The organism is Pseudonocardia abyssalis (genome assembly GCF_019263705.2).
GTDB lineage: Bacteria > Actinomycetota > Actinomycetes > Mycobacteriales > Pseudonocardiaceae > Pseudonocardia > Pseudonocardia abyssalis.
This window is the reverse complement of sequence record NZ_JADQDK010000001.1, coordinates 4,862,956-4,882,856: the sequence shown is the minus strand read 5'-3', so window position 1 is coordinate 4,882,856 and position 19,901 is coordinate 4,862,956. Positions and strand designations below refer to the sequence as shown.

Genomic DNA, 19,901 nt, shown 5'->3' with positions numbered 1-19,901 from the left:
AATCCTCGGGGTCAGTGTCCGGACATCCCGGCGTCCACGGCGAGGGTGCTGCCGGTGATGTAGCTGGATGCCGGGCTCGCCAGGAAGACCACCGCGGAGTCGAGCTCCTGCTGCTCGCCGAGCCGGCCCAGCGGGCTGCGGCTCGCGACGAACGCCGACAGCTGCTCGGCGGGGATCTCCGCGGTCATCTCGCTGGCGAAGTAGCCGGGGGCGATCGCGTTGACCCGGATCCCACGGCGCCCGGCCCACTGCTGCGACAGGTCGCGGGTGAGTCCGATCAGGCCGGCCTTGGTCGCGGCGTAGGCGGCCTGGGGGGCGTAGGAGGCGATGAGCCCGAGCGCGCTGGAGATGTTGACGATGCTGGATCCGCGCCCCATCACACGGGCGCAGGACTGCGCCATCCAGTACGCGCCCTCGAGGTTGACGGCGACGACCCGCCGGAACTGCTCGGGCGATTCCTTCAGCGCCGGGACGGCGGTACCGAGACCCGCGTTGTTGATCAGGACGTCGATCCGGCCGAACTCCGCGACCGCGGCGTCGACCAGGGCGGTGCAGGCGTCGGGATCGGTGACGTCGGTCGGGACGGCCAGCACGCGGCGGCCGACCGCCTCGACCGCGGCAGCGGTGGCGGCGAGCTGGTCGGCGCGGCGGGCGGCGAGCACGAGGTCGGCGCCGGCGTGGGCCAGCGCGACGGCGAAGCCGGCCCCGAGGCCGGAGCTGGCCCCGGTGACGACGGCGACGCGGCCGTCGAGGCGGAACCGGTCGAGGACGGGGTTGGTCACGGCTGTCCTTTCGAGGAGCGGGGGCCTCCCAGAGCGCGCAGGCCGGCCGCGGCGAGCGGGGCCGTCGCCTCGCCGACGGTGGCGAAGCCGTCGCCGCGGGTGTCGCCGCGTTCGTGGCGCTGGTGGATCCCCTCGGCGATCACCGCGATCTTGAAGTAGGCGAGGGCCAGAGGGAAGCCGAGGTCGGTGAGGTCGCGCCCGGAGGCCCGCGCGTAGCGCTCGGCGAGGTCCGCGGTGGCCGGCATCCGGTCGCTGGTCGACGCGGCCGCGCCGCCGAGGATCGGGGCGAAGGCCGGGTCGCGGTAGGCCAGATGGACCCCGAGGTCGGCCAGCGGGTCGCCGAGGGTCGCCATCTCCCAGTCGACGATCGCGCGGACCCGGGCGGGGTCGTCGGGGTCGAGGATGGTGTTGTCGATACGGAAGTCGCCGTGGACGATCGCGGTCCCGCTCTCGTCCGGGCACGCCGCGTCGAGGCGGGCGTGCAGGGTCTCCACGTCGGGCAGCTCACGGGTGCGGACGCGTTCCCACTGCCCGTACCAGCGCCGGACCTGTCGCCGCAGGAACCCCTCGGCCCGGCCGAAGTCGGCGAGCCCGACGGACGCCGGATCGACCGCGTGCAGGGCGGCGAGCGTGTCGACGAGCCCGAGCGCGCAGCGCCGCACGTCGTCGTCGGCCAGTGCGGCGAGCCCGGACTCGTCGGCGATCACCGTCCCCCCGACGAACCCGACGACCGCGAACGGCACGCCGATCACGGAGTCGTCGGCGAGCGCGACGGCGGGTGCGACCGGCACGTCGCTCGCGCCGAGCGCGGCGACGACGCGGTACTCGCGCGCCATGTCGTGGGCCGACGGGGTGAGGGTGCCGAGCGGGGGCCGGCGCAGGACCCAGGTGCTGACGCCGTCGGTCAGGCGGTAGGTCAGGTTGGACCGACCACCGGTCATCAGCTCGGCGCGCAGGTCGCCCGCGTACCCGGGGACGCGCGCGGCGAGGAACCGGTCGACGGCGGGGAGGTCGAGGCCCTCGACGGCCGCCGAGCTCATGCCGGCACCGGGGCGGTGGCAGCGGGAGTGGCGGCGGTGTGACGGCCCACCACGCGCCGGGAGATCGACCAACGGTGGGTCTCCGACGGCCCGTCGTAGATGCGGAACGGGCGGACCTCGCGCAGGAACCGGGCGAGCAGGATGTCACCGGAGACGCCCAGCGATCCGCACAGCTGCAGGGACCGGTCGACGACCCGCCACACGGCCTCCGCGGTGAAGGTCTTGGCGATCGACACCGACTGCGACCCCGACCGTCCCTGGTCGAGCTCCCAGCAGGCCTGCAGGATCAGCCCGCGCGACGCGGCGATGTCGATCTCGTTGTCGGCGATCATCTGCTGCGCCATGCCGAGATCGGCCAGCCGGGACCCGAACACCTGACGCCCGGCCGCGCGGGCGACGGCGATGTCCTGGGAACGCCGCGCGATGCCCAGCCAGCGCATGCAGTGCGTCATCCGGGCCGGGCCCAGGCGCACCTGCGCGTAGCGGTAGCCGAGGTCGACCTCGCCCAGCACGGCCTCGTCGGGCACGACGCAGCCCGCGAACTCCATCTCCAGGTGGCCGCCGTAGAGGCTCTCGTCCAGCGTCGGGATGTGCCGGCCGACGTGCATGCCGGGGTTGTCGGCGTCGACGAGGAACATCGTGGCGCTGCCGCGCTCGCCCGGCTCGCCCGCGGTGCGCGCCATGCAGATCGCGAACCCGGCCCCGTCGGCACCGGTGATGAACCACTTGCGGCCGTCGATCCGCCAGCCCTCGGCCACCCGCACCGCCCGGGTGGTCAGCGCGTCCGGGTCGGAGCCCGCGCCGGGGGCGGGCTCGGTCATGGCGAAGCAGGAGCGGATGTCGCCCGCGGCGAGCGGGGCCAGGTAGCGCTGCTTCTGCCCGGTGGTCGCGACCGCCTCCAGCAGGTGCATGTTGCCCTCGTCCGGGGCGGCGATGTTCAGGGCCAGCGGACCGAGGAGGGAGTAGCCGGCCTCCTCGAACACCGCGGCGCGGCCGGTCATGTCCAGCCCGTGGCCGCCGAACTCGGGGGAGACGTGCGGGGCGAAGACCCCCGCCCGCCGCGCGGCCGCCTGCAGGTCCGCGCGCACGTCCTCGGACGGGACGACGCCGTCGTGGGCGACCTCGACCGGGACCACCGCCTCCCGGACGAACGCGGCGGTGCGCTCGGCGAGATCGGCCACCGCGGGGTCGGGTGCGAGATCGATCGGCATGGAGGTCCCTTCGGCTAATGATTGTTAGCCAGCTGATCAGACCACTGATCAGCGCGAGGAGCAAGAATCTGCCGCCTCCGTCACACTCTGCTAACGTCGATTAGCGATTGGGGGGTCCTGTGACCGAGACCGCGAAGGCCGTGCGCGCAGCCGAGATCCGGGCCGCCGCACTCGACCTGTTCACCCGCCGGGGCTACGAGGCCACCACGATGGCCGACATCGGCGCGGCCGTCGGGATCCGGGGTCCGAGCCTCTACAAGCACGTCGCGTCCAAGCAGGAACTGCTCGCGAGCCTGATGACGGCGACGATGGACGACCTGCTCGCGGCACACCGCGTCGCCGTGGCCGGCACCGACGACCCGGTCGAGCGGTTGCGGCGGGCGACCGACGCGCACGTCCGCTTCCACGCGCGCCACCGGCGGGAGGCGTTCGTCGGCAACCGGGAGCTGCGCGGCCTCGTCGAGCCATACCGCGGGGCGGTGCTCGCGCGCCGCGCCGACTACGAGCAGTGCTTCCGTGGGCTCGTCGAGGACGGCATCGCCGCCGGGGTCTTCCGCGTCGCGTCGGCGCAGCTCGCCTCGTACGCGATCCTCGACCTCGGGATGGGCGTGGCGGTGTGGTTCCGCGAGGACTCCGGACCCGGTGAGAACGAGGTCGCGTGGCAGTACACCGAGTTCGCGATGGGCATCGTCAGGGTCCGCGAGCCGTTCGGCTGATCCGGCCCTCAGGACGCCAGCGGTGGGCGCCGGCCGGATCCGTGCCGCACCGGCAGCTGGGTGCGGTGCAGACGTGCACCGCACCGGCGAGATCGCCGACGCGGCCCGCCGCCCGGCGCGGCCACCCCGGACCGCCGAGGACCACGGCGCTGGGCGTGCGCGCGGCGCGGCGAGCCCTGGGTGCCGGGCGGTCTCCGGGGTGCGGGCCCACAGGGAGGACCGCGCCGGGTTCGAGCCGGCCGACGGTGTCGAGGACGGCCCGCGGTGGCGTCGACGCGCCCAGCAGCACGCTGAGGCGGTGCGCCTCGGCCAGTACCTCGGCCGGCACCTCGGCCGGCACCTCGGCCGGCGCCGCGGCCAGTGCCAGCAGCGGGAGCACGTCCAGCTGATGGCGCCGTACGCGGGGGAGTCGAGCTGCTCGCACTGGCCGGGGACCTGGAGGGCGTGCTGCGGTGGGCCGCGCACCGGCCCGAGGTGGTGGCCGGCCGAGGCCGGCCGGTGGATACGGCCCGGCGATCTCCGGATATCGCCGGCCCCGCCGCGCTCCCTACCGTCGACGGCATGGATGACGTGGTGCAGGAGCAGGTCGTCGGGCCGAGTCGGATGCGGGAGGTGCTGGGGCACTTCGCGAGCGGCGTGGTGGTGGTGACGGCGGCCGGGCCCGACGGGCCCGTCGGGTTCACCTGCCAGTCGTTCACGTCGCTGTCGCTGGACCCGCCGCTGATCAGCTTCGCACCGGCCCGGACGTCGTCGACGTGGCCGCGGATCCGTGAGGTCGGCCGCTTCTGCGTCAACGTGCTCGCCGACCACCACGAGGGGCTCTCGAACGCGTTCGCCCGCTCCGGCACCGACAAGTTCGCCGGGGTCGTCTGGGCCGCTGGTCCGTCCGGGTCACCGGTGCTCGACGGCGCGTGTGCGTGGATCGACTGCTCCCTGTCCGACGAGCACGACGGCGGCGACCACACGATCGTCGTCGGGCGGGTGCACCACCTCGGCGCCGACGGCGACCGGCTCCCGCTGCTGTTCCACCGCGGGGCGTACGGGATCGGCTAGACCGGCCGCGGGATCGGACGGGACGGCCCGCCGGCCCGGTGGAGGCTGCTCGGCAGGGCGTGACCGACGGCCCGCTCCACCACCGCGGCGGCCTCCAGGACGTGCCCGAGGTCGAGACCGGTGGTGAACCCCGACCCCTCCAGCAGATACACGACCTCCTCGGTGGCGATGTTGCCGCTCGCGCCGGGGGCGAACGGGCAGCCGCCGAGCCCGCCGACCGCCGCGTCGATCTGCGTGACGCCGATCTGCACGGCGGCCAGCACGCACGCGATCCCCGAGCCGCGCGTGTTGTGCAGGTGCACCCCGACCTCGACGCCGGGGCACGCCGCCCGCACGGCTTCGACCAGCTCGACGACCCGGCCGGGCACGGTCGTGCCGATGGTGTCGCCGAGGCAGAGCTGGTCCGCCCCGAGCTCGACGGCGCGGCGCGCGACCTCGACCGTGCGCTCGACCGGGGTGCGGCCGTCGAACGGACAGTCCCACGCGACGGCGATGATCGCCTCGCAGAACCCGCCCGCGTCGTGGGCCAGCGTCGCGATGTCGGCGGTCGCCGCGACGGCATCGTCGGAGGTGCGGCGGGCGTTCGCGAGGCTGTGCCCGTCGGAGGCGGAGATCACGTACTCCAGGTGCGGCAACCCGGCGGCGACGGCACGCCGCGCACCCCCGTAACCCGCGACGAGCGCCGAGAACCGCAGGTCGGGCCAGCGACCCAGCTCGGCGACGACCTGCTCGGCGTCGGCGAGCGCGGGCACCGCGGTGGGGGAGACGAACGAGGTGACCTCGACGCGGCGCACCCCGGTGCGGGACACGGCGTCGAGGATCTCCAGCTTCGTCGCGAGCGGGACGGGGGCCTCCAGCTGCAGGCCGTCGCGTAGGCCCACCTCGCGGATGTCGACGGGCGTGGTCATGGTTCTCCTTCAGACGATCCGGTCGGCGACGAGCTGCTCGAGCTCGTCCTCGCCGAGCCTGAGCAGGCCGGTGTAGACCTCGGTGTTGTGCGTGCCCGGGTGGCCCGGCCCGGCCCACCGCACGGACCCGGGGGTGCGGTCGAGCTTGGGCACCACGCCGGGGCCGAGGACGTCGCGGCCGATGGCCTCGTCGTGGTGCGGGACGAGCATGTCGCGGGCCAGGAACTGGGGGTCCAGCACGACGTCGGCGACGGTGTTGACCGGGCCGACGACCACCCCGGCCGTCTCGAGCAGGGCGGTCAGGGCGTCGGCGTCGTGGCCCGCGGCCCAGTCGCCGACGATCGCGTCGATCTCGTCCTGGTTGCGGCCGCGCGCGGTGTGGGTCGCGAACCGTGGGTCGGCGGCCAGCTCGGGCTGCCCCATCGCGGTGCACAGGCGGCCGAACACGGTGTCCTGGTTGGCCGCGATGATCAGCCACCGGTCGTCGGCGCAGCGGTAGAGGTTCGACGGGGCGAGCCCCTCCAGCCGGGTGCCGCCCGGGCCGCGGACGTGCCCGGTGGCCGAGTAGTCCGGGATCGTCGACTCCAGCATCGCCAGGCAGGACTCGGCCAGGGAGACGTCGACGACCTGCCCGGGCCCGCCGTCGCGCTCCCGGGAGAACAGCGCGGTCAGCACCCCCTGCATCGCGAACATGCCGGCGAGCGAGTCGCCGAGGGACAGCGCCGCGCGGGGTGCGGGCTCGTCGGGGAAGCCGTTGAGGTGGCGCATCCCGCCGACCGCCTCCGCCACCGACGCGTAGCCGGGGCGCCGGCTGTGCGGGCCGGTCTGGCCGTAGCCCGACACCCTGGCCAGCACGATGCGCGGGTTGCGTGCGCTCAGCACGTCCGGTCCGATGCCCCAGCGCTCCAGCGTGCCCGGCCGGAAGCTCTCCAGGACCACGTCGGCGGTGTCGACGAGGTCGAGGAACAGCTCACGGCCCCGGTCGCTGCGCAGGTCGAGGGTGATGCAGCGCTTGTTGCGGGCGTGCACGGTCCAGAAGAAGTGGTGGCCGTCGACCTCGGCCTGGCCCCAGTCGCGCAGCGGGTCGGGCCGGTCGGGGGCCTCGATCTTGATCACGTCGGCGCCCTGGTCGGCGAGCAGCCGCCCGCAGAACGGACCGGCGATCAGGGTGCCGAGCTCCAGGACGCGGACGCCGTCGAGTGCGGGGTTCACGCGGTCGACCCTAGGAACGGGGGAGGCCGACCGCTATCCCGTGGCGGCCGGGGAGTATCCGCGCAGGGTCTCCCGCGGAAGCTCGCCGAAGCGCTCGCGGTACTGCTGGGCGAAGCGGCTCTGGTGCAGGAACCCCCATCGGACCGCGACGTCGGTGACCCGGACCAGCGACGGGTCGCTGCGCTGCAGCTCCGTGCGGACGTGGTCGAGCCGGATCCGGCGCAGGTAGCTCATCGGCGACTCGCCCAGCGCCTGCTGGAAGGTGGCGTGCAGCGTCCGCACGCTCATGCAGCCCACCCGGGCCAGCTCCTGCGGGGTCAGCGGCTCGTCGGCGTGCTGCTCCATGTGCTCGAGCACGGGGGCGAGCCGACCGTGCCGGGTCGGCTCGGCCGGTGCGTGCAGGTCGTCGGTGAACTGGTGGCGCCCGGCGTGCAGCAGCTGCGTCATGACGAACGCCTCGAGCTGCTCGCGGGCCAGCGGCATCTCGGCCAGCCCGCCGGGCCGGTCGAGCTCGCGGGCCAGGAACTCCACCGAGGCGAGGAGCGTGCTGCCCTGTGCCCCGGCCAGGTCGAGGCCGAAGTCGAAGTCGACGACGTCGTGCACGCGCCGGCCCAACAGGTCGCCGAGGTGGCCCTCCAGGCCGGCGCGGGGGATCTTGAGGATCAGCTGTTCGGCGTCGGGCGTCCAGCGCACGGTGTTGCGCTGCTGCGGGGAGAGCACGAGCCCGCTGCGCCGCGCGTGCGTGCTGGCCCGGCCGCCGTCGGCGCGGTCGGCGTCGGTGCGGCCACCCAGCGTCAGGTTGACGTGGTAGCAGTCCTCCGTCGGCGGCATGACGAGCGTGGCCGACGCCCCGTACGCCAGGTACCCGAGCGTGAAGTGGCGATCGGACACCGCGTTGAGCGTCATGCGCATGGTGTCGCTGGGCGCGGTCAGCTCGTGGTCGAGGTAGACGCGGGTGACGGCGTCGCGGGCCTCGTCCAGGCTCGTCGTGCCCAGCACCGGGAACCGCGACAGGTCGGGCGTGGTCTCCATCCCGTCTCGACACCTCCTCGTGTCAGCCCCCTGCACCCGAGACTAGGCACGCGGACGGCGGTCGACCAGCCGCTGAGCGCGGTACACGACTGCGCTCAGCGGATCGACCCGCGCCGTCGCGGGATATCGGCGTCCGCGCTCCCGTCCCTAGCCTCGCCCCAGCAACCGACGAGGGAGAGGGCGATGACGCCACCCGCACAGCTCGAGGAGCTCAGGCTCTTCATCCACGGGAAGTCCGTCGACGCACGGTCCGGCCGGACGTTCGAATCCCAGAACCCCTACACCGGCGCGGCGTGGGCCCGGCTCGCCGACGGCGGCCCCGAGGACGTCGACGACGCCGTCGCGTCGAGCCGCAGCGCGTTCGACGGCGAGTGGGGCGCCATGACGGGCTTCCAGCGCGCCGCGATCATCCGGAAGGTCGGCGACGCGATCGCGGCCAACGCCGAGCGGCTGGCCCGGCTGGAGGTCAACGACTCCGGCAAGCTCTACCGCGAGATGATCGGGCAGCTCACCGCGCTGCCGAACTGGTACTACTACTTCTCCGGGCTGGCCGACAAGATCGAGGGCCGCACGGTCCCGCCCGTGAACCCGAACTACTTCGGGTTCACCACGCGCGAGCCGGTCGGGGTCGTCGGGGCCATCACGCCGTGGAACTCCCCGCTGCTGCTCCTGACGTTCAAGCTCGCCCCGGCGCTGGCGGCGGGCTGCACGATGGTCGTCAAGCCGTCGGAGCACGCGCCGGCCTCGACCGTCGCGTTCGCGGAGATCCTGCACGCGGCCGGGCTGCCCGCGGGCGTGCTCAACGTCGTCACCGGGTGGGACCGCTCCACCGGCGAGGCGCTGGCCACCCACCAGGGCGTCGACAAGATCGCGTTCACCGGGTCGTCGGCGACGGGGGCGAAGGTCGCGCAGGCGGCGGTGGCGAACTTCAACCGCGTGACCCTGGAGCTGGGCGGCAAGAGCCCGCAGATCGTGTTCCCCGACGCCGACCTCGACGCCGCGGCCAACGGTCTGATCGCCGGCGTGTTCGCCGCGACCGGGCAGACCTGCATGGCGGGCTCCCGGCTGATCGTGCACGCCGACGTGCACGACGCGCTGATCGAGAAGGTCGTGGCCCGGGCGAACAGCATCAAGCTGGGCGACCCGAACGAGGCCGAGACCGAGATGGGTCCCGTCGCGAACCGGCCGCAGTACGAGAAGGTGCTCGGCTACCTGGAGGGGGCCGCGGCCGAGGGGGCGACGTTCGCCTGCGGCGGCGAGCCCGACGCCGAGCGCGGCGGGCTGTTCGTGAAGCCGACGGTCGTGACCGGCGTCGGCCCGGAGAACACCATCGTCCGCGAGGAGGTGTTCGGGCCGGTGCTGGCCGCGTACACGTTCACCGACGAGGCCGAGGCCCTCAAGCTCGCCAACGACACCCCCTACGGCCTGGCCGGGTCGGTCTGGACGAAGGACGTGCACCGCGCCCACCGGGTCGCCTCGAAGCTGCGCGCCGGCACCGTCTGGATCAACGCCTACCGCGTGATCGCCCCGAACATGCCCTTCGGCGGCTTCGGCGCCAGCGGCATCGGCCGCGAGAACGGCGTGGACGCGATCCAGGAGTACACCGAGAACAAGTCGATCTTCGTGGAGCTCACCGGCGGCACCCGCGACCCGTTCCAGCTCGGCTGACGCCCCGACCACCCAGAGGAGAAGACGATGACCGTCACCGCCAACGAGCGCCTCGGCCTCGCCCCCACCGACCCCCGCCCGGCCGCCGAGACGCAGCCCGCGGCCGACCGCACCGAGACGAACCCGCTGTTCGGCGACCAGAAGATGAAGCTGGGCCTGTTCGGTACCAACTGCTCCTACGGGCTGATCATGAGCCACGCCCCGAGCAGCTACGAGATCACCTGGGAGCACACCAAGGAGATCGCGCAGCGCGCCGACCGCCTCGGGTTCGACGTGCTCGTCCCCGTCGCCCGCTGGAAGGGCTTCGGCGGTTCGACGAACTTCAACGGCAACTGCTTCGAGACCTACACCTGGGCCGCCGGGATCGCCGAGGCGACCGAGCGGATCGCCATCGCGGCCACGAGCCACCTACCGACGATGCACCCGATCGTCGCGGCCAAGCAGGCCACCACGGTCGACCGGATCTCCGGCGGGCGCTTCGCGCTGAACATGGTTATGGGCTGGGTGCCGCCGGAGATGGAGATGTTCGGCTCCGAGCAGCGCGAGCACGACGAGCGCTACGCCTACGGCCAGGAGTGGCTCGACTTCGTCAACAGGCTGTGGACCGAGGAGGGCACCTTCGCGATCCACTCGACGTACTTCGACGCCGAGCTGCTCGAGGCCTACCCGAAGCCGCACCAGGGCCCGCGGCCCGCGCTGATCAACGCGGGCAACTCGCCGTCGGGCATCGAGTTCTCCGCGCGCAACGTCGACTTCAACTTCGCCTCGCTGGACACGCTGGAGAACATCAAGGGCTACACGACGAAGCTCAAGGCGAAGGCGCGCGAGGAGTACCAGCGCGAGATCCACGCGATGACCTACGGCCTCGTGGTCTGCCGTGACACCGAGGAGGAGGCGAAGCGCGCGTTCCAGCAGGTCGTCGACGAGGGCGACTGGGGCGCGGCCGGCAACGTCATCAAGATCGCCGGGTCCGGCGCGAGCCAGTCGTTCGACCACGCCGTCAAGGAGATGCAGGAGCGCTTCATCGCCGGCTGGGGCGGTTACCCGATCGTCGGCACCCCGGAGCAGGTCACCGAGGAGCTGGGCAGGCTCAACGAGGCCGGTATGGAGGGCATGATCTTCGGGCTCATCGACTACAACGAAGAGCTCAAGTACTTCGGCGAGGAGGTCATGCCGCTGCTCAAGCAGGCCGGCCTGCGACACTGACCCGGGGCGACCGGTTCGGGGGTCGGGCGTCCGCGTCCCGATTTCCGCCGCGGACCGTTTCGTGCCACCGTTGAAGGGCACACGACCTCTCGCGCCCGGCACCTCGTGCCCTGCGGCGCAACCGCCCCAGCCCCCGGCGGCCATCCGCACGGCCCTCACCGTGCGCGGACGGACGGAGCAGGCGCCATGACGAGCGTGACCCGGGCGAGGCCCGGCGACGTGCAGGACATCGGGTGACCCGGCCCGATCGGGAGGAGCGGGTGGGCCGGGCGTTCGTCGCGCTGGCCGACAGCCTGGTCGACGACTACGACGTCGTCGACCTGCTCAGCCGACTCGTCGTACACAGCGTGGAGCTGCTGGCGGCGGACGCGGCCGGGCTGCTGCTCGCCGATTCCCGCCAGGAGCTGCGTGTGGTCGCCGCGTCCAGCGAGGACGCCACGACGATGGAGCTGCTCGCCCTGCAGTCCGACGAGGGGCCATGCCTGGAGTGCTACCGCTCCGCCGCGCAGGTCCGCGTGCCCGACCTGGCCGACCGGACCGCGACCTGGCCCGCGTACACCGTGGCCGTCGAGCGTTCCGGGGCGTTCCGGTCGGTGCACGCGCTGCCCCTGCGTCTGCGGGGGCAGGCGATCGGGGTGCTGGCCCTGTTCCACCGCAACCCCGGACCGCTCCCGGAACCGGACCTGCTGCTGGGCCAGGCACTGGCCGACGTCGCGACGATAGGGATCCTGTCCGAGCGGGCCATCCGGCGCGGCACCGTCCTCAACGAGCAGCTGCAGTCCGCCCTGGACAGCCGGGTGGTCATCGAGCAGGCCAAGGGGGTGGTCTCCCAGCGCACCGGGCTGGGGATGGACGAGGCGTTCACGCTGCTGCGCAGCTACGCGCGGCGCAGCAACACGCGTCTGGCCGAGATCTCGCGGCAGATCGTGGATCGCGAACTCGACCCGGCCGCGCTCCCGGTGCCCCGACCTGCCCGGTCGGGGCCCCGGACGCGCTGAGCCCGCCGGGTACCGCCCGCCGGGTCCCACCGGTGGGCCGCCTACGCTGGTGTCGTGGTGTGGGGCCTGCCGGAGTGGACGGTCCTCGCCGTGCTCCGCGAGGGGCCCCTGCACGGGTTCGCGGTCGCCGCGCTCACCGCTGCGGACGGGGAGCTGGGCCGGATCTGGCAGATCCCGCGGCCGGTGGTCTACCGCGCGCTGAAGCGGCTGGAGGACGGCGAACTGGTGTCGCCGTCGGCGGTGGAGGCCGGGTCGGGGCCCCCGCGCACGGTCTTCGGCGTCACCGCGGCCGGCGCCGCGGCCGTCGAGGGCTGGTTGGGGGAGCCGGTGCCGCACGTCCGGGACGTGCGCTCGCACCTCCTGGTCAAGCTGGCGCTGCTGCACCGGTCCGGGCGCGACGACGCCGCGCTGCTCGCGGCGCAGCGGCAGGTGCTCGACCGGATCCTCCGGAAGCTCGACGAGGCCGTCGACGACGGCGGTTTCGGTGACGTCCTGCTCGACTGGCGCCGCAGCGCCGCCGCCGCCGCGCTCGACTTCGTGCAGCGGCGCTCGGCCCGGTAGTGCCGGGGAACCTCAGTCCGGCAGGCCGGCCCGTCGACGCACCCAGGTGGCCGGCCGTCCGCACTCGGCCGCGATGGCCCGCCAGCTCAGCCCGGCCGCGCGACGCGCGTCGAGGTACTCGGTGAGGTCGGTGTGGCCGAACCGGGCCGCCACCTCGGCGGCGCGGTCCTCGGTGGCGCCGCGGGTCCGGGCGTGGGCGACCTGCGTGATGCCGTGCCGGGCCAGTGCGCCCTGCACCGACGCGCGGCACATCCCGACCTCGACGGCGATCGTGCTGACCGTGCACCGACGCACGACGTGGCGGTCGACGAGGTAGGTCGCGACGCAGGGGAACCCCAGCCCGGCCAGCACCGGGAGCCACGGGGCGTCGAGCCGGGCCCGGCGGCCGGACTCCTGCACCTCGCGGGCGGCGTCGGGGTCGACGGTGGCGAGGTGGCGGCAGAGCCAGTCCTTGTGCAGGCCGGCCTCGCGGCTGATCGCGGCCAGGCTGGCCCCGGCCGCGACGCGGTCGCGCACCAGCGCGCCGATCGAGTCGAACCCGAGACGCGCTGCGGCGTCGCGGGAGACGGTGCCGAGCTGGGCGTGCCGGAAGCGGCGGGTCCCGGCGTCGCGGGCCTCCGGGGAGATCGCGGCGAGGGAGGCGAGGGTCTTGCGGCGGCGCTGCTCGGGCTGGCGGCGCCCGCGGGCCGCACGGGCGGCGGCGCGCGTCAGCTCGCCCGAGCGCGCCAGCCCGATCCCGGCCGCGCTGCCCGCGCGCACGGCGGGGTCGCGCTCGCGGCGCACGCGCAGGGCCCCGGCCCGGCGCCCGCGGGTGGCGTCGCCCTCCAGTGACTGGCCGCGTTCGAGGCCGAACGCAGCGCGGTAGGTCAGCTGGTCCCAGCCGTGCTTGCGCAGGTGCGGGAGGACCGACCGGTACCAGCCTCCGCACAGGTGGCAGCGCACACGCGAACCGTCGCGGTCGACCGTCCCGACGGGGGCGAAGTACGGGGTGCCGTCGTCGAGGACCCCGACCACGGCGTGCATCCCACGGCGTCGTTCCGGTACGGCCGCAGGCTGCGGGAACGCGACGGACACGGACCACCTCCCGAGTAGTTACAGTGAGACTAGTACGAGGTGGTCCGTGCGGTACAGGAGATCAGCCCTGAGGTGCGGCCGCCGGCGTACACCGACTCCCGGCGTCGGGGTGTGGACGCGCACGACGCGCGTCATCGCCGTCCGGGGAAGGGCCGGGAACGCCGACAGCCCCGACCGGAGAACCGGTCGGGGCTGTCGGGACGAACGTGCTGGATCAGGCCAGGTCGTAGCGGTCGAGCTGCATGACCTTGTCCCACGCCGCGACGAAGTCCGTGACGAACTTCTCCCCGGCGTCGTCGCTCGCGTACACCTCGGCGATGGCCCGCAGCTCGGAGTTCGAGCCGAAGACCAGGTCGGCGCGGGTGCCCGTCCACTTCACGGCGCCACTGGCGTCGCGACCCTCGAACGAGTCCTCGTCACCGCCCACCGACGACCACTGCGTGCCCATGTCGAGCAGGTTGGTGAAGAAGTCGTTGGTCAGCGTGCCCGGCCGGTCGGTCAGGACGCCCGCGGTGGACCCACCGCTGTTCGCACCCAGCACGCGCAGGCCGCCCACCAGGACGGTCAGCTGCGGCGCGCTGAGGTCGAGCTGGTTCGCCCGGTCGACGAGCAGGTACTCGGCCGGCAGGCGGTGGCCCTTGCCGCGGTAGTTGCGGAACCCGTCCGAGGTCGGCTCCAGGTAGGCGAACGACTCGACGTCGGTCTGCTCCTGCGTGGCGTCCTTCCGGCCCGGGGTGAAGGGGACGGTCACGTCGTGACCGGCGTCCTTCGCCGCCTTCTCCACGGCCGCGACGCCACCGAGGACGACGAGGTCGGCGAAGGAGACCTCCTTGCCGAAGGAGGACTGGACGCCCTCCAGGGCCCGGATGACCTGGGCGAGCTCGTCGGGGTCGTTGGCCTCCCAGCCGACCTGCGGCTGCAGGCGGATGCGCCCGCCGTTGGCGCCACCGCGCTTGTCGCTGATCCGGAAGCTCGACGCCGCGGCCCACGCGGCCGACACCAGCTGCGCGACGGTGAGGCCCGAGCCCAGGATCGACGCCTTGAGCGCGGCGACGTCCTCGTCGGTCAGGGTGTAGTCGCCGCGGGCGGGGATCGGGTCCTGCCAGAGCAGCTCCTCCTGCGGGACCAGCGGTCCGAGGTAGCGCTGGATCGGGCCCATGTCGCGGTGGGTCAGCTTGTACCAGGCGCGGGCGAACGCGTCGGCGAACTGGTCGGGGTTCTCCAGGAACCGCCGCGAGATGGGCTCGTAGATCGGGTCGACGCGCAGGGCGACGTCGCTGACCAGCATCGTCGGGTAGCGGTTGAGCTCGCCGGTCTCCGGGTCGGGGATGGTGTTGGCGCCGGCGCCGTCCTTCGGCCGGAACTGCCACGCGCCCGCGGGGCTCTTCTCCAGCTCCCACTCGTAGGCGAACAGGTTCTCGAAGTACTTGTTCGTCCACTTGGTGGGCTCGGAGGTCCAGGTGACCTCGAGGCCGGAGGTGATGACGCTGCGGCCCTTGCCGTCGTTGAGGCTCTGCTTCCAGCCGAGACCCTGCTGCTCGATGGACGCGCCCTCGGGCTCGGCACCGACGAACTGGTCGGGGTCACCCGCGCCGTGGGTCTTGCCGAAGGTGTGCCCGCCCGCGATCAGCGCGACGGTCTCCTCGTCGTTCATCGCCATGCGGCCGAACGTCTCGCGGATGTCGCGGGCCGAGGCCAGCGGGTCGGCGCTGGCGTTCGGGCCCTCCGGGTTGACGTAGATCAGGCCCATCTGGACGGCGCCGAGCGGCTTCTCCAGGTCGCGCTCGCCGGTGTAGCGCTCGTCGCCGAGCCACTCCCGCTCCGGGCCCCAGTAGATGTCCTCGTCGGGCTCCCACACGTCGGCGCGGCCGCCGGCGAAGCCGAAGGTGGTGAAGCCCATCGTCTCCAGCGCGCGGTTGCCCGCGAAGACCATCAGGTCGGCCCAGGAGATCTTGTTGCCGTACTTCTTCTTGATCGGCCACAGCAGGCGGCGCGCCTTGTCCAGGTTGCCGTTGTCCGGCCAGCTGTTCAGTGGGGCGAAGCGCTGCATGCCGGCCCCGGCGCCGCCGCGGCCGTCCTCGACCCGGTAGGTGCCGGCGCTGTGCCACGCCATGCGGATCATGAAGCCGCCGTAGTGGCCGAAGTCGGCGGGCCACCAGTCCTGCGAGTCGGTCATGAGGGCGTCGACGTCGGCGGTGAGCGCGTCGAGGTCGAGGCTGGCGAACGCCGCGGAGTAGTCGAACTGCCCGCCGAACGGGTCCGACGCGGGCTGGTGCTTGCGCAGGATCTTCAGGTTGAGCTGGTTCGGCCACCAGTCGGTGTTGCTGGCGCTCTCGGTCGGGTGCCCCATGCGACCGGCGTGGACGGGGCAGCCGCCGGCCTGCTCGGAGTTCATGTCGGCTTCGACGGTCTCGTGATCAGCGGAGAGCTGGTCGTCAGTCACGGGGGTCCTTCCGTAATCAGTGGATGGCTGTGGTGGTGGAGCAGGCGGAGCACAGGCCCCAGTAGATGACCTCGGCCTCGTCGATGGAGAAGCCCTGGTCGTCGGCCGCCGTCAGGCACGGGGTGGTCCCGACGGCGCAGTCGACGTCGGCGATGACGCCGCACGACCGACACACGAGGTGGTGGTGGTTGTCCCCGACCCGCGACTCGTAGCGCGCCCGGGAGCCCTGCGGCTGGATGCGGCGGACCAGGCCGGCGGCGGTGAGCGCGCGCAGCACGTCGTAGACGGCCTGGTGGGAGACCTCGCCGAGATCCCCGCGCACGATCCGGAGGATCGAGTCGGTGTCGGCGTGGGGATGGTCGTGCACCGCGGAGAGCACCGCGAGCCGCGGACGCGTGACGCGCAGGGTGGCCCCGCGCAGCATGCGTTCGAAGTCCGGCGTCGGCACGGGCCCGAGTGTGGCCCTGTTTCTGGAATCAATCAAGAACAGTCTCAGTCTGCGACAACCCGTTCGGGTCTCGACGGGAAGCCGCAGACGAGGTCCGTGCGCGATGAGCGAAGTACTGAGCGACGACCCGGTCGTCGCCGCGCCGGTCGGGCGGGTACTGGCGTTCGGGCCCGGCGAACCGGCTGCGGTGCGGCGGTTCACGCGGGACTGCGCGGCCGTGGCGGGGCTCGCCCCGGAGCGGATCGACGACATGGTGATGGCGGTCAACGAGGCCGCGACCAACGAGGCCGCGACCAACGAGGCCGCGACCAACGAGGCCGCGACCAACGAGGCCGCGACCAACGCGATCGAACACGGTGGCGGGCGAAACAGTCCGCGCACCGCCATTGACTGACGTGATGCCGGATCCGGTCACCGTGCGGCTGGGGGTTCTCGAACCCCGACGCCCCACGCCAAGTCAGAGACCTGCGGGCGGCGACCCGACGGCGCTTGAGGTGCTGCCCGTCGGGTGGTCGCACTGGTGTCGGGGCGGTCGGGCGAGCAGGGTGGGGCCATGGGTTCCCCGTCCTCCGAGCCGGTGCGGCCGATGCTGGCCACCGCGGGTGTCGCCCCGGTCGTCACCGCCGGGTGGGCGGTGGAGTTCAAGTGGGACGGGGTGCGGGCGATCGTCACCGGCACCCGCGACGGTGTGGCACTGACCAGCCGCAACGGCAACGACGTGACCGCCGGGTACCCGGAGCTCACCCGGGCCGGGTCCGTGGGGGGCTGGGCGACGGGCCGCTCGGTCGTGCTCGACGGCGAGCTGGTCGTGCTCGACGCGGCAGGGCGCCCGGACTTCGGGCTGCTCCAGCACCGCATGCACCTGCGCCACCCGGCACCCGAGGTGGTGGAGCGGATGCCGGTGGAGCTGTACGTGTTCGACGTGCTGGAGACCGACGGACGGAGTCTGCTCCGCGAGCCCTACGACGTGCGGCGCGAGCGGCTCGACGCCCTCGGTCTGGGGGAGGTGCCGCGGGTGCAGGTGCCGCCGTCGATCTCCGACGTCCCGGCCGTCCAGTTGCTGGAGGTGGCGCGGGCGCACGGGTTGGAGGGGATCGTCGCGAAGCGTCGCGGGTCCCGCTACGAGCCGGGGAGGCGGTCGGCGTCGTGGGTGAAGACCGCGCTGCTCTCGACCCAGGAGGTGCTGGTCGCGGGCTGGACGGCGGGGGAGGGTCGTCGCGCCGGCGGGATCGGGGCGCTCCTGCTGGCCGCCCACGACGGTGCGGGGAGGCTGCGGTTCCTCGGCCACGTCGGCACCGGTTTCACCGACGCGGTGCTGCGCGACCTGCACGGGCGGCTCGCGCCCCTGCGCCGCGACGACAGCGCGTTCGACGACGACGAGGTGCCCCGCGAGTACGCCCGGCCCGCGCGCTGGGTCGATCCCGTGCTGGTGGGGGAGGTCGAGTACCGCACCCTCACCCACGACCACCGCCTCCGGCACGCGGTGTGGCGCGGGCTGCGTCCCGACCGCGACCCCGACGAGATCGTGCTGCTGCCGCGTCCCTAGTGCCTGAAGCCGGACCAGTGCCGATGCCGGGATCAGTGCCGCCGGAGCAGGTTGTCGGCCGGGAGATGATGCGCGACGTTCTGCAGGTGACGGCGCATGGCGCCGTGGGCGCCGTCGGGGTCGCGGTCGCGCAGCGCGTCGACGACGGCGGTGTGCTCGCAGTGGTAGCGGCGCCTGCGCTCGGGCGTGACGCCCGGCGCTTGAGGCTGCCCCACACCGGTAGGGCGCGGGCGGTGTTCATGACGTCGAACATGTTCATGAGCTGGCCGTTGTGCGCGGCCTCGGCGATGGCGCGGTGCAGCTTCGCGTCCCAGCCCTCGAAGTCGTCGCCGGCCCCGCCGCGGTCGAGGCACGCGTCCGCCCCCTGTTGCGGTCACTGGTCCTGCCCGTCGTCGTGGTCGGGACGCTCGGCCCGGCCGCGTGCGGCACGGCCGCCACCACCGACACCACGGCGGCCGCTTCCTCCACCGAGGCGTCCGGCGGAGCGGCCGGGGGCACCGCGCCGGTCCCCGACGAGGAGTTCACGGCGTGCCCGGCCGAGAACGGCGTGCCCTGCCCGAGCCCGCAGCCGCGGGTGGTGTCGCGCCGCCGTCGGGCGACGCGGGCGCGACACCGCCGTCCGGTGCGCCCGGAGACGCCGGTGGCATCCCGCCGACGGGTGGGCCGGGCGGCGATGCGTCCGTCGCCCCGCCCGGGGTCGACGCCGCCGCGTGGGCCGCCGCGCAGCCGGCCTGCGCCGACCCGGCGCCCACCGGCTGAGTCGGACCTGATCAGCCCGTCGCGAACCCGTGCGCCGCCGCGATGATCCCCGCGACGACGTCGACCTCACCCGCGTCGCGCGGGCCGGGCACCAGCACCACCCCCGAGCGGACGCGGACCCCGGCCAGCGGGTGCGGCACCGCCCACCCCTTCGCGATCGCGTCGTAGGCCAGCTCGTCGGGCAGTGCGACGTGCAGGCTGCCGTCGGGGTCGGGGTGCAGGTGGGCGAACTCGCCCAGGTCGGGAAGGAGGTACCCGGAGTCGGGGCCCGACGTGGCGGTGCGGTCCAGCAGCAGCGACCGGGTGCCGTCCGGGCCGACGGTGGCGGGTGCCGTGGTCACCGCGTCGAGCGCGGTGAGCCGCGTCAACAACTCCTCCTGCAGCGCGGCGGGCGCGGTCTGCGTCACCTGGGTCTGCGGGGTCGTGGTCGTGACCTCGGGTGGTGGTCCCTGCCGGGTCGGGAGGCGGCCGCCGGGCACGGTCGGCCACGGCGGCTCGTCGCCGTCGGGGAGGGGGTTCTCGCCGTGGGCCCGGATGTGGTCGAGGCGGTCGCCGAGCCAGGTGCCGAGGTGCCCGACGACGGCCCCGACGAGCTGCTCCCCGCCCGGCTCGCTTTCCGCCCACAGCGGTGCGCCACTCTCCTGCGCCAGCCAGTCCCAGGTGCGGGCGAGCAGCGGGGCAGGGGTCCGGACGTCGTCCTGGCCGTGGGCGAGGAACACCGGCATCCCGGACAGCGCGCCGCGGTCGGTCTTGAGGCCCGAGTCCAGCGGCAGGGCCCCGTAGATGAGGCCGGCCCCGGCGAACCGTTCCGGCGCGGTGAGCATCAGGGCCCCCGCGAACGTGACGCCCTCGCGGAAGCCGATGAGCAGCACCGGTCGGTCGGGGTCGCCCTCGGTGTCGAGCCAGTTCAGGAACCACGTGCAGGTCAGTGCGAGGTCGTCGGCGTCCGGCGGCCCGTCGCCGGGATCGGCGAACCACGCGTACCCGCTGCCGAGCTGTAGCGGCCCGCGCATCGCGACGTACGCGACGGGGCCGTGCGGCAGCCACGGGGAGATCTCGATCAGCGAGTGCTCGCTGGTGCCGCGGCCGTGCAGGGCGACGACGAGCGGGGCCGCCGGATGCTCGGTACCCCACCGGGCGACCAGGGGGATGTCGGCCGGTCCGGCGAGGCGTTGGTCACCCATCGCGCCACGGTAGAGGCGGGCGGCCGGTCCACCGGTCTCAGTTCGATACGGCGTCTCATC

General features: G+C 73.6%; 21 protein-coding genes. 9 read left to right on the top strand and 12 right to left on the bottom strand.

From position 1 onward, the window contains the following. Positions 1-11: 11 nt before the first annotated feature. From I4I81_RS23875 to I4I81_RS23865, 3 genes are read right to left on the bottom strand one after another with little or no spacing between them, the layout of a single operon-like run. On the bottom strand, positions 12-782 hold the full coding sequence (locus I4I81_RS23875; protein ID WP_218601798.1) for an SDR family NAD(P)-dependent oxidoreductase: 771 nt from the start codon (positions 780-782) through the stop codon (positions 12-14). After that, positions 779-1,822 (bottom strand): phosphotransferase family protein, encoded by a 1,044-nt coding sequence (locus I4I81_RS23870; protein WP_218601797.1) that lies wholly within the window; start codon positions 1,820-1,822, stop codon positions 779-781. Before I4I81_RS23870 ends, I4I81_RS23875 begins: the two co-directional genes overlap by 4 nt. Beyond that, positions 1,819-3,033, bottom strand: a complete 1,215-nt coding sequence (locus I4I81_RS23865) for an acyl-CoA dehydrogenase family protein (protein ID WP_218601796.1) — start codon at positions 3,031-3,033, stop codon at positions 1,819-1,821. The genes I4I81_RS23870 and I4I81_RS23865 overlap by 4 nt, the downstream gene beginning before the upstream one ends. A gap of 119 nt (positions 3,034-3,152) precedes the next feature. On the opposite strand from I4I81_RS23865, the gene I4I81_RS23860 reads away from it, so the two are divergent. Continuing rightward, positions 3,153-3,749 carry a TetR/AcrR family transcriptional regulator gene (locus tag I4I81_RS23860; RefSeq protein WP_226363537.1) on the top strand — a complete coding sequence of 199 codons (597 nt, stop codon included), beginning with the start codon at positions 3,153-3,155 and terminating at the stop codon, positions 3,747-3,749. Here I4I81_RS23860 and I4I81_RS23855 read toward each other — a convergent pair. Further along, on the bottom strand, positions 3,724-4,128 hold the full coding sequence (locus tag I4I81_RS23855) for a hypothetical protein (protein WP_218601795.1): 405 nt from the start codon (positions 4,126-4,128) through the stop codon (positions 3,724-3,726). The genes I4I81_RS23860 and I4I81_RS23855 overlap by 26 nt on opposite strands. Positions 4,129-4,310: 182 nt before the next feature. Here I4I81_RS23855 and I4I81_RS23850 point away from each other — a divergent pair, with 182 nt between their 5' ends. Continuing rightward, a complete protein-coding gene (locus I4I81_RS23850; protein WP_218601794.1) occupies positions 4,311-4,802 on the top strand; it encodes a flavin reductase family protein in 492 nt (163 codons plus the stop codon). On the opposite strand, the gene I4I81_RS23845 is transcribed toward I4I81_RS23850, so the two are convergent. From I4I81_RS23845 to I4I81_RS23835, 3 genes are read right to left on the bottom strand one after another with little or no spacing between them, the layout of a single operon-like run. After that, complete coding sequence (locus I4I81_RS23845; RefSeq protein WP_218601793.1) at positions 4,799-5,710, bottom strand: hydroxymethylglutaryl-CoA lyase; 912 nt, start codon at positions 5,708-5,710, stop codon at positions 4,799-4,801. The genes I4I81_RS23850 and I4I81_RS23845 overlap by 4 nt on opposite strands. Positions 5,711-5,719: 9 nt before the next feature. Then, a complete protein-coding gene (locus tag I4I81_RS23840; RefSeq protein WP_218601792.1) occupies positions 5,720-6,922 on the bottom strand; it encodes a CaiB/BaiF CoA transferase family protein in 1,203 nt (400 codons plus the stop codon). A 33-nt stretch (positions 6,923-6,955) separates the two neighbouring features. After that, on the bottom strand, positions 6,956-7,954 hold the full coding sequence (locus I4I81_RS23835; protein ID WP_218601791.1) for an AraC-like ligand-binding domain-containing protein: 999 nt from the start codon (positions 7,952-7,954) through the stop codon (positions 6,956-6,958). Between the two features lie 183 nt (positions 7,955-8,137). Between I4I81_RS23835 and I4I81_RS23830 the strand changes: the two genes are divergently transcribed. The 4 genes from I4I81_RS23830 to I4I81_RS23815 all read left to right on the top strand — a co-directional run bounded on the left by I4I81_RS23830 (position 8,138) and on the right by I4I81_RS23815 (position 12,387). Next, positions 8,138-9,622, top strand: a complete 1,485-nt coding sequence (locus I4I81_RS23830; protein WP_218601790.1) for an aldehyde dehydrogenase — start codon at positions 8,138-8,140, stop codon at positions 9,620-9,622. A gap of 27 nt (positions 9,623-9,649) precedes the next feature. Further along, a complete protein-coding gene (locus I4I81_RS23825) occupies positions 9,650-10,828 on the top strand; it encodes an LLM class flavin-dependent oxidoreductase (protein ID WP_218601789.1) in 1,179 nt (392 codons plus the stop codon). A 233-nt stretch (positions 10,829-11,061) separates the two neighbouring features. Then, positions 11,062-11,826 carry a GAF and ANTAR domain-containing protein gene (locus I4I81_RS23820; RefSeq protein WP_218601788.1) on the top strand — a complete coding sequence of 255 codons (765 nt, stop codon included), beginning with the start codon at positions 11,062-11,064 and terminating at the stop codon, positions 11,824-11,826. Between the two features lie 54 nt (positions 11,827-11,880). Next, positions 11,881-12,387 (top strand): PadR family transcriptional regulator, encoded by a 507-nt coding sequence (locus tag I4I81_RS23815; RefSeq protein WP_218601787.1) that lies wholly within the window; start codon positions 11,881-11,883, stop codon positions 12,385-12,387. Between the two features lie 12 nt (positions 12,388-12,399). On the opposite strand, the gene I4I81_RS23810 is transcribed toward I4I81_RS23815, so the two are convergent. The 3 genes from I4I81_RS23810 to I4I81_RS23800 form a co-directional block, all read right to left on the bottom strand. After that, positions 12,400-13,461: a hypothetical protein gene (locus I4I81_RS23810; RefSeq protein ID WP_218616349.1), complete on the bottom strand. Its 1,062-nt coding sequence runs from the start codon at positions 13,459-13,461 to the stop codon at positions 12,400-12,402. A gap of 214 nt (positions 13,462-13,675) precedes the next feature. Continuing rightward, positions 13,676-15,856 (bottom strand): catalase/peroxidase HPI, encoded by a 2,181-nt coding sequence (gene katG, locus I4I81_RS23805; RefSeq protein ID WP_218601806.1) that lies wholly within the window; start codon positions 15,854-15,856, stop codon positions 13,676-13,678. Between the two features lie 64 nt (positions 15,857-15,920). Continuing rightward, entirely contained in the window at positions 15,921-16,328 is a 408-nt protein-coding gene (locus I4I81_RS23800; protein WP_218601805.1) for a Fur family transcriptional regulator, read from the bottom strand. A gap of 127 nt (positions 16,329-16,455) precedes the next feature. On the opposite strand from I4I81_RS23800, the gene I4I81_RS23795 reads away from it, so the two are divergent. Together I4I81_RS23795 and ligD are read left to right on the top strand one after the other, a co-directional pair. Further along, entirely contained in the window at positions 16,456-16,746 is a 291-nt protein-coding gene (locus I4I81_RS23795) for a hypothetical protein (protein WP_218601785.1), read from the top strand. A gap of 159 nt (positions 16,747-16,905) precedes the next feature. Then, on the top strand, positions 16,906-17,898 hold the full coding sequence (ligD, locus tag I4I81_RS23790; RefSeq protein ID WP_225924672.1) for a non-homologous end-joining DNA ligase: 993 nt from the start codon (positions 16,906-16,908) through the stop codon (positions 17,896-17,898). A 32-nt stretch (positions 17,899-17,930) separates the two neighbouring features. Here the strand turns inward: ligD and I4I81_RS31665 are convergent, their stop codons facing one another. Continuing rightward, complete coding sequence (locus I4I81_RS31665) at positions 17,931-18,113, bottom strand: FCD domain-containing protein (RefSeq protein ID WP_218601784.1); 183 nt, start codon at positions 18,111-18,113, stop codon at positions 17,931-17,933. 313 nt (positions 18,114-18,426) lie between these two features. Here I4I81_RS31665 and I4I81_RS23780 point away from each other — a divergent pair, with 313 nt between their 5' ends. Continuing rightward, positions 18,427-18,657 carry a hypothetical protein gene (locus tag I4I81_RS23780; protein WP_218601783.1) on the top strand — a complete coding sequence of 77 codons (231 nt, stop codon included), beginning with the start codon at positions 18,427-18,429 and terminating at the stop codon, positions 18,655-18,657. A gap of 11 nt (positions 18,658-18,668) precedes the next feature. On the opposite strand, the gene I4I81_RS23775 is transcribed toward I4I81_RS23780, so the two are convergent. Continuing rightward, complete coding sequence (locus tag I4I81_RS23775) at positions 18,669-19,841, bottom strand: luciferase domain-containing protein (RefSeq protein ID WP_218601782.1); 1,173 nt, start codon at positions 19,839-19,841, stop codon at positions 18,669-18,671. Positions 19,842-19,901 lie beyond the last annotated feature (60 nt).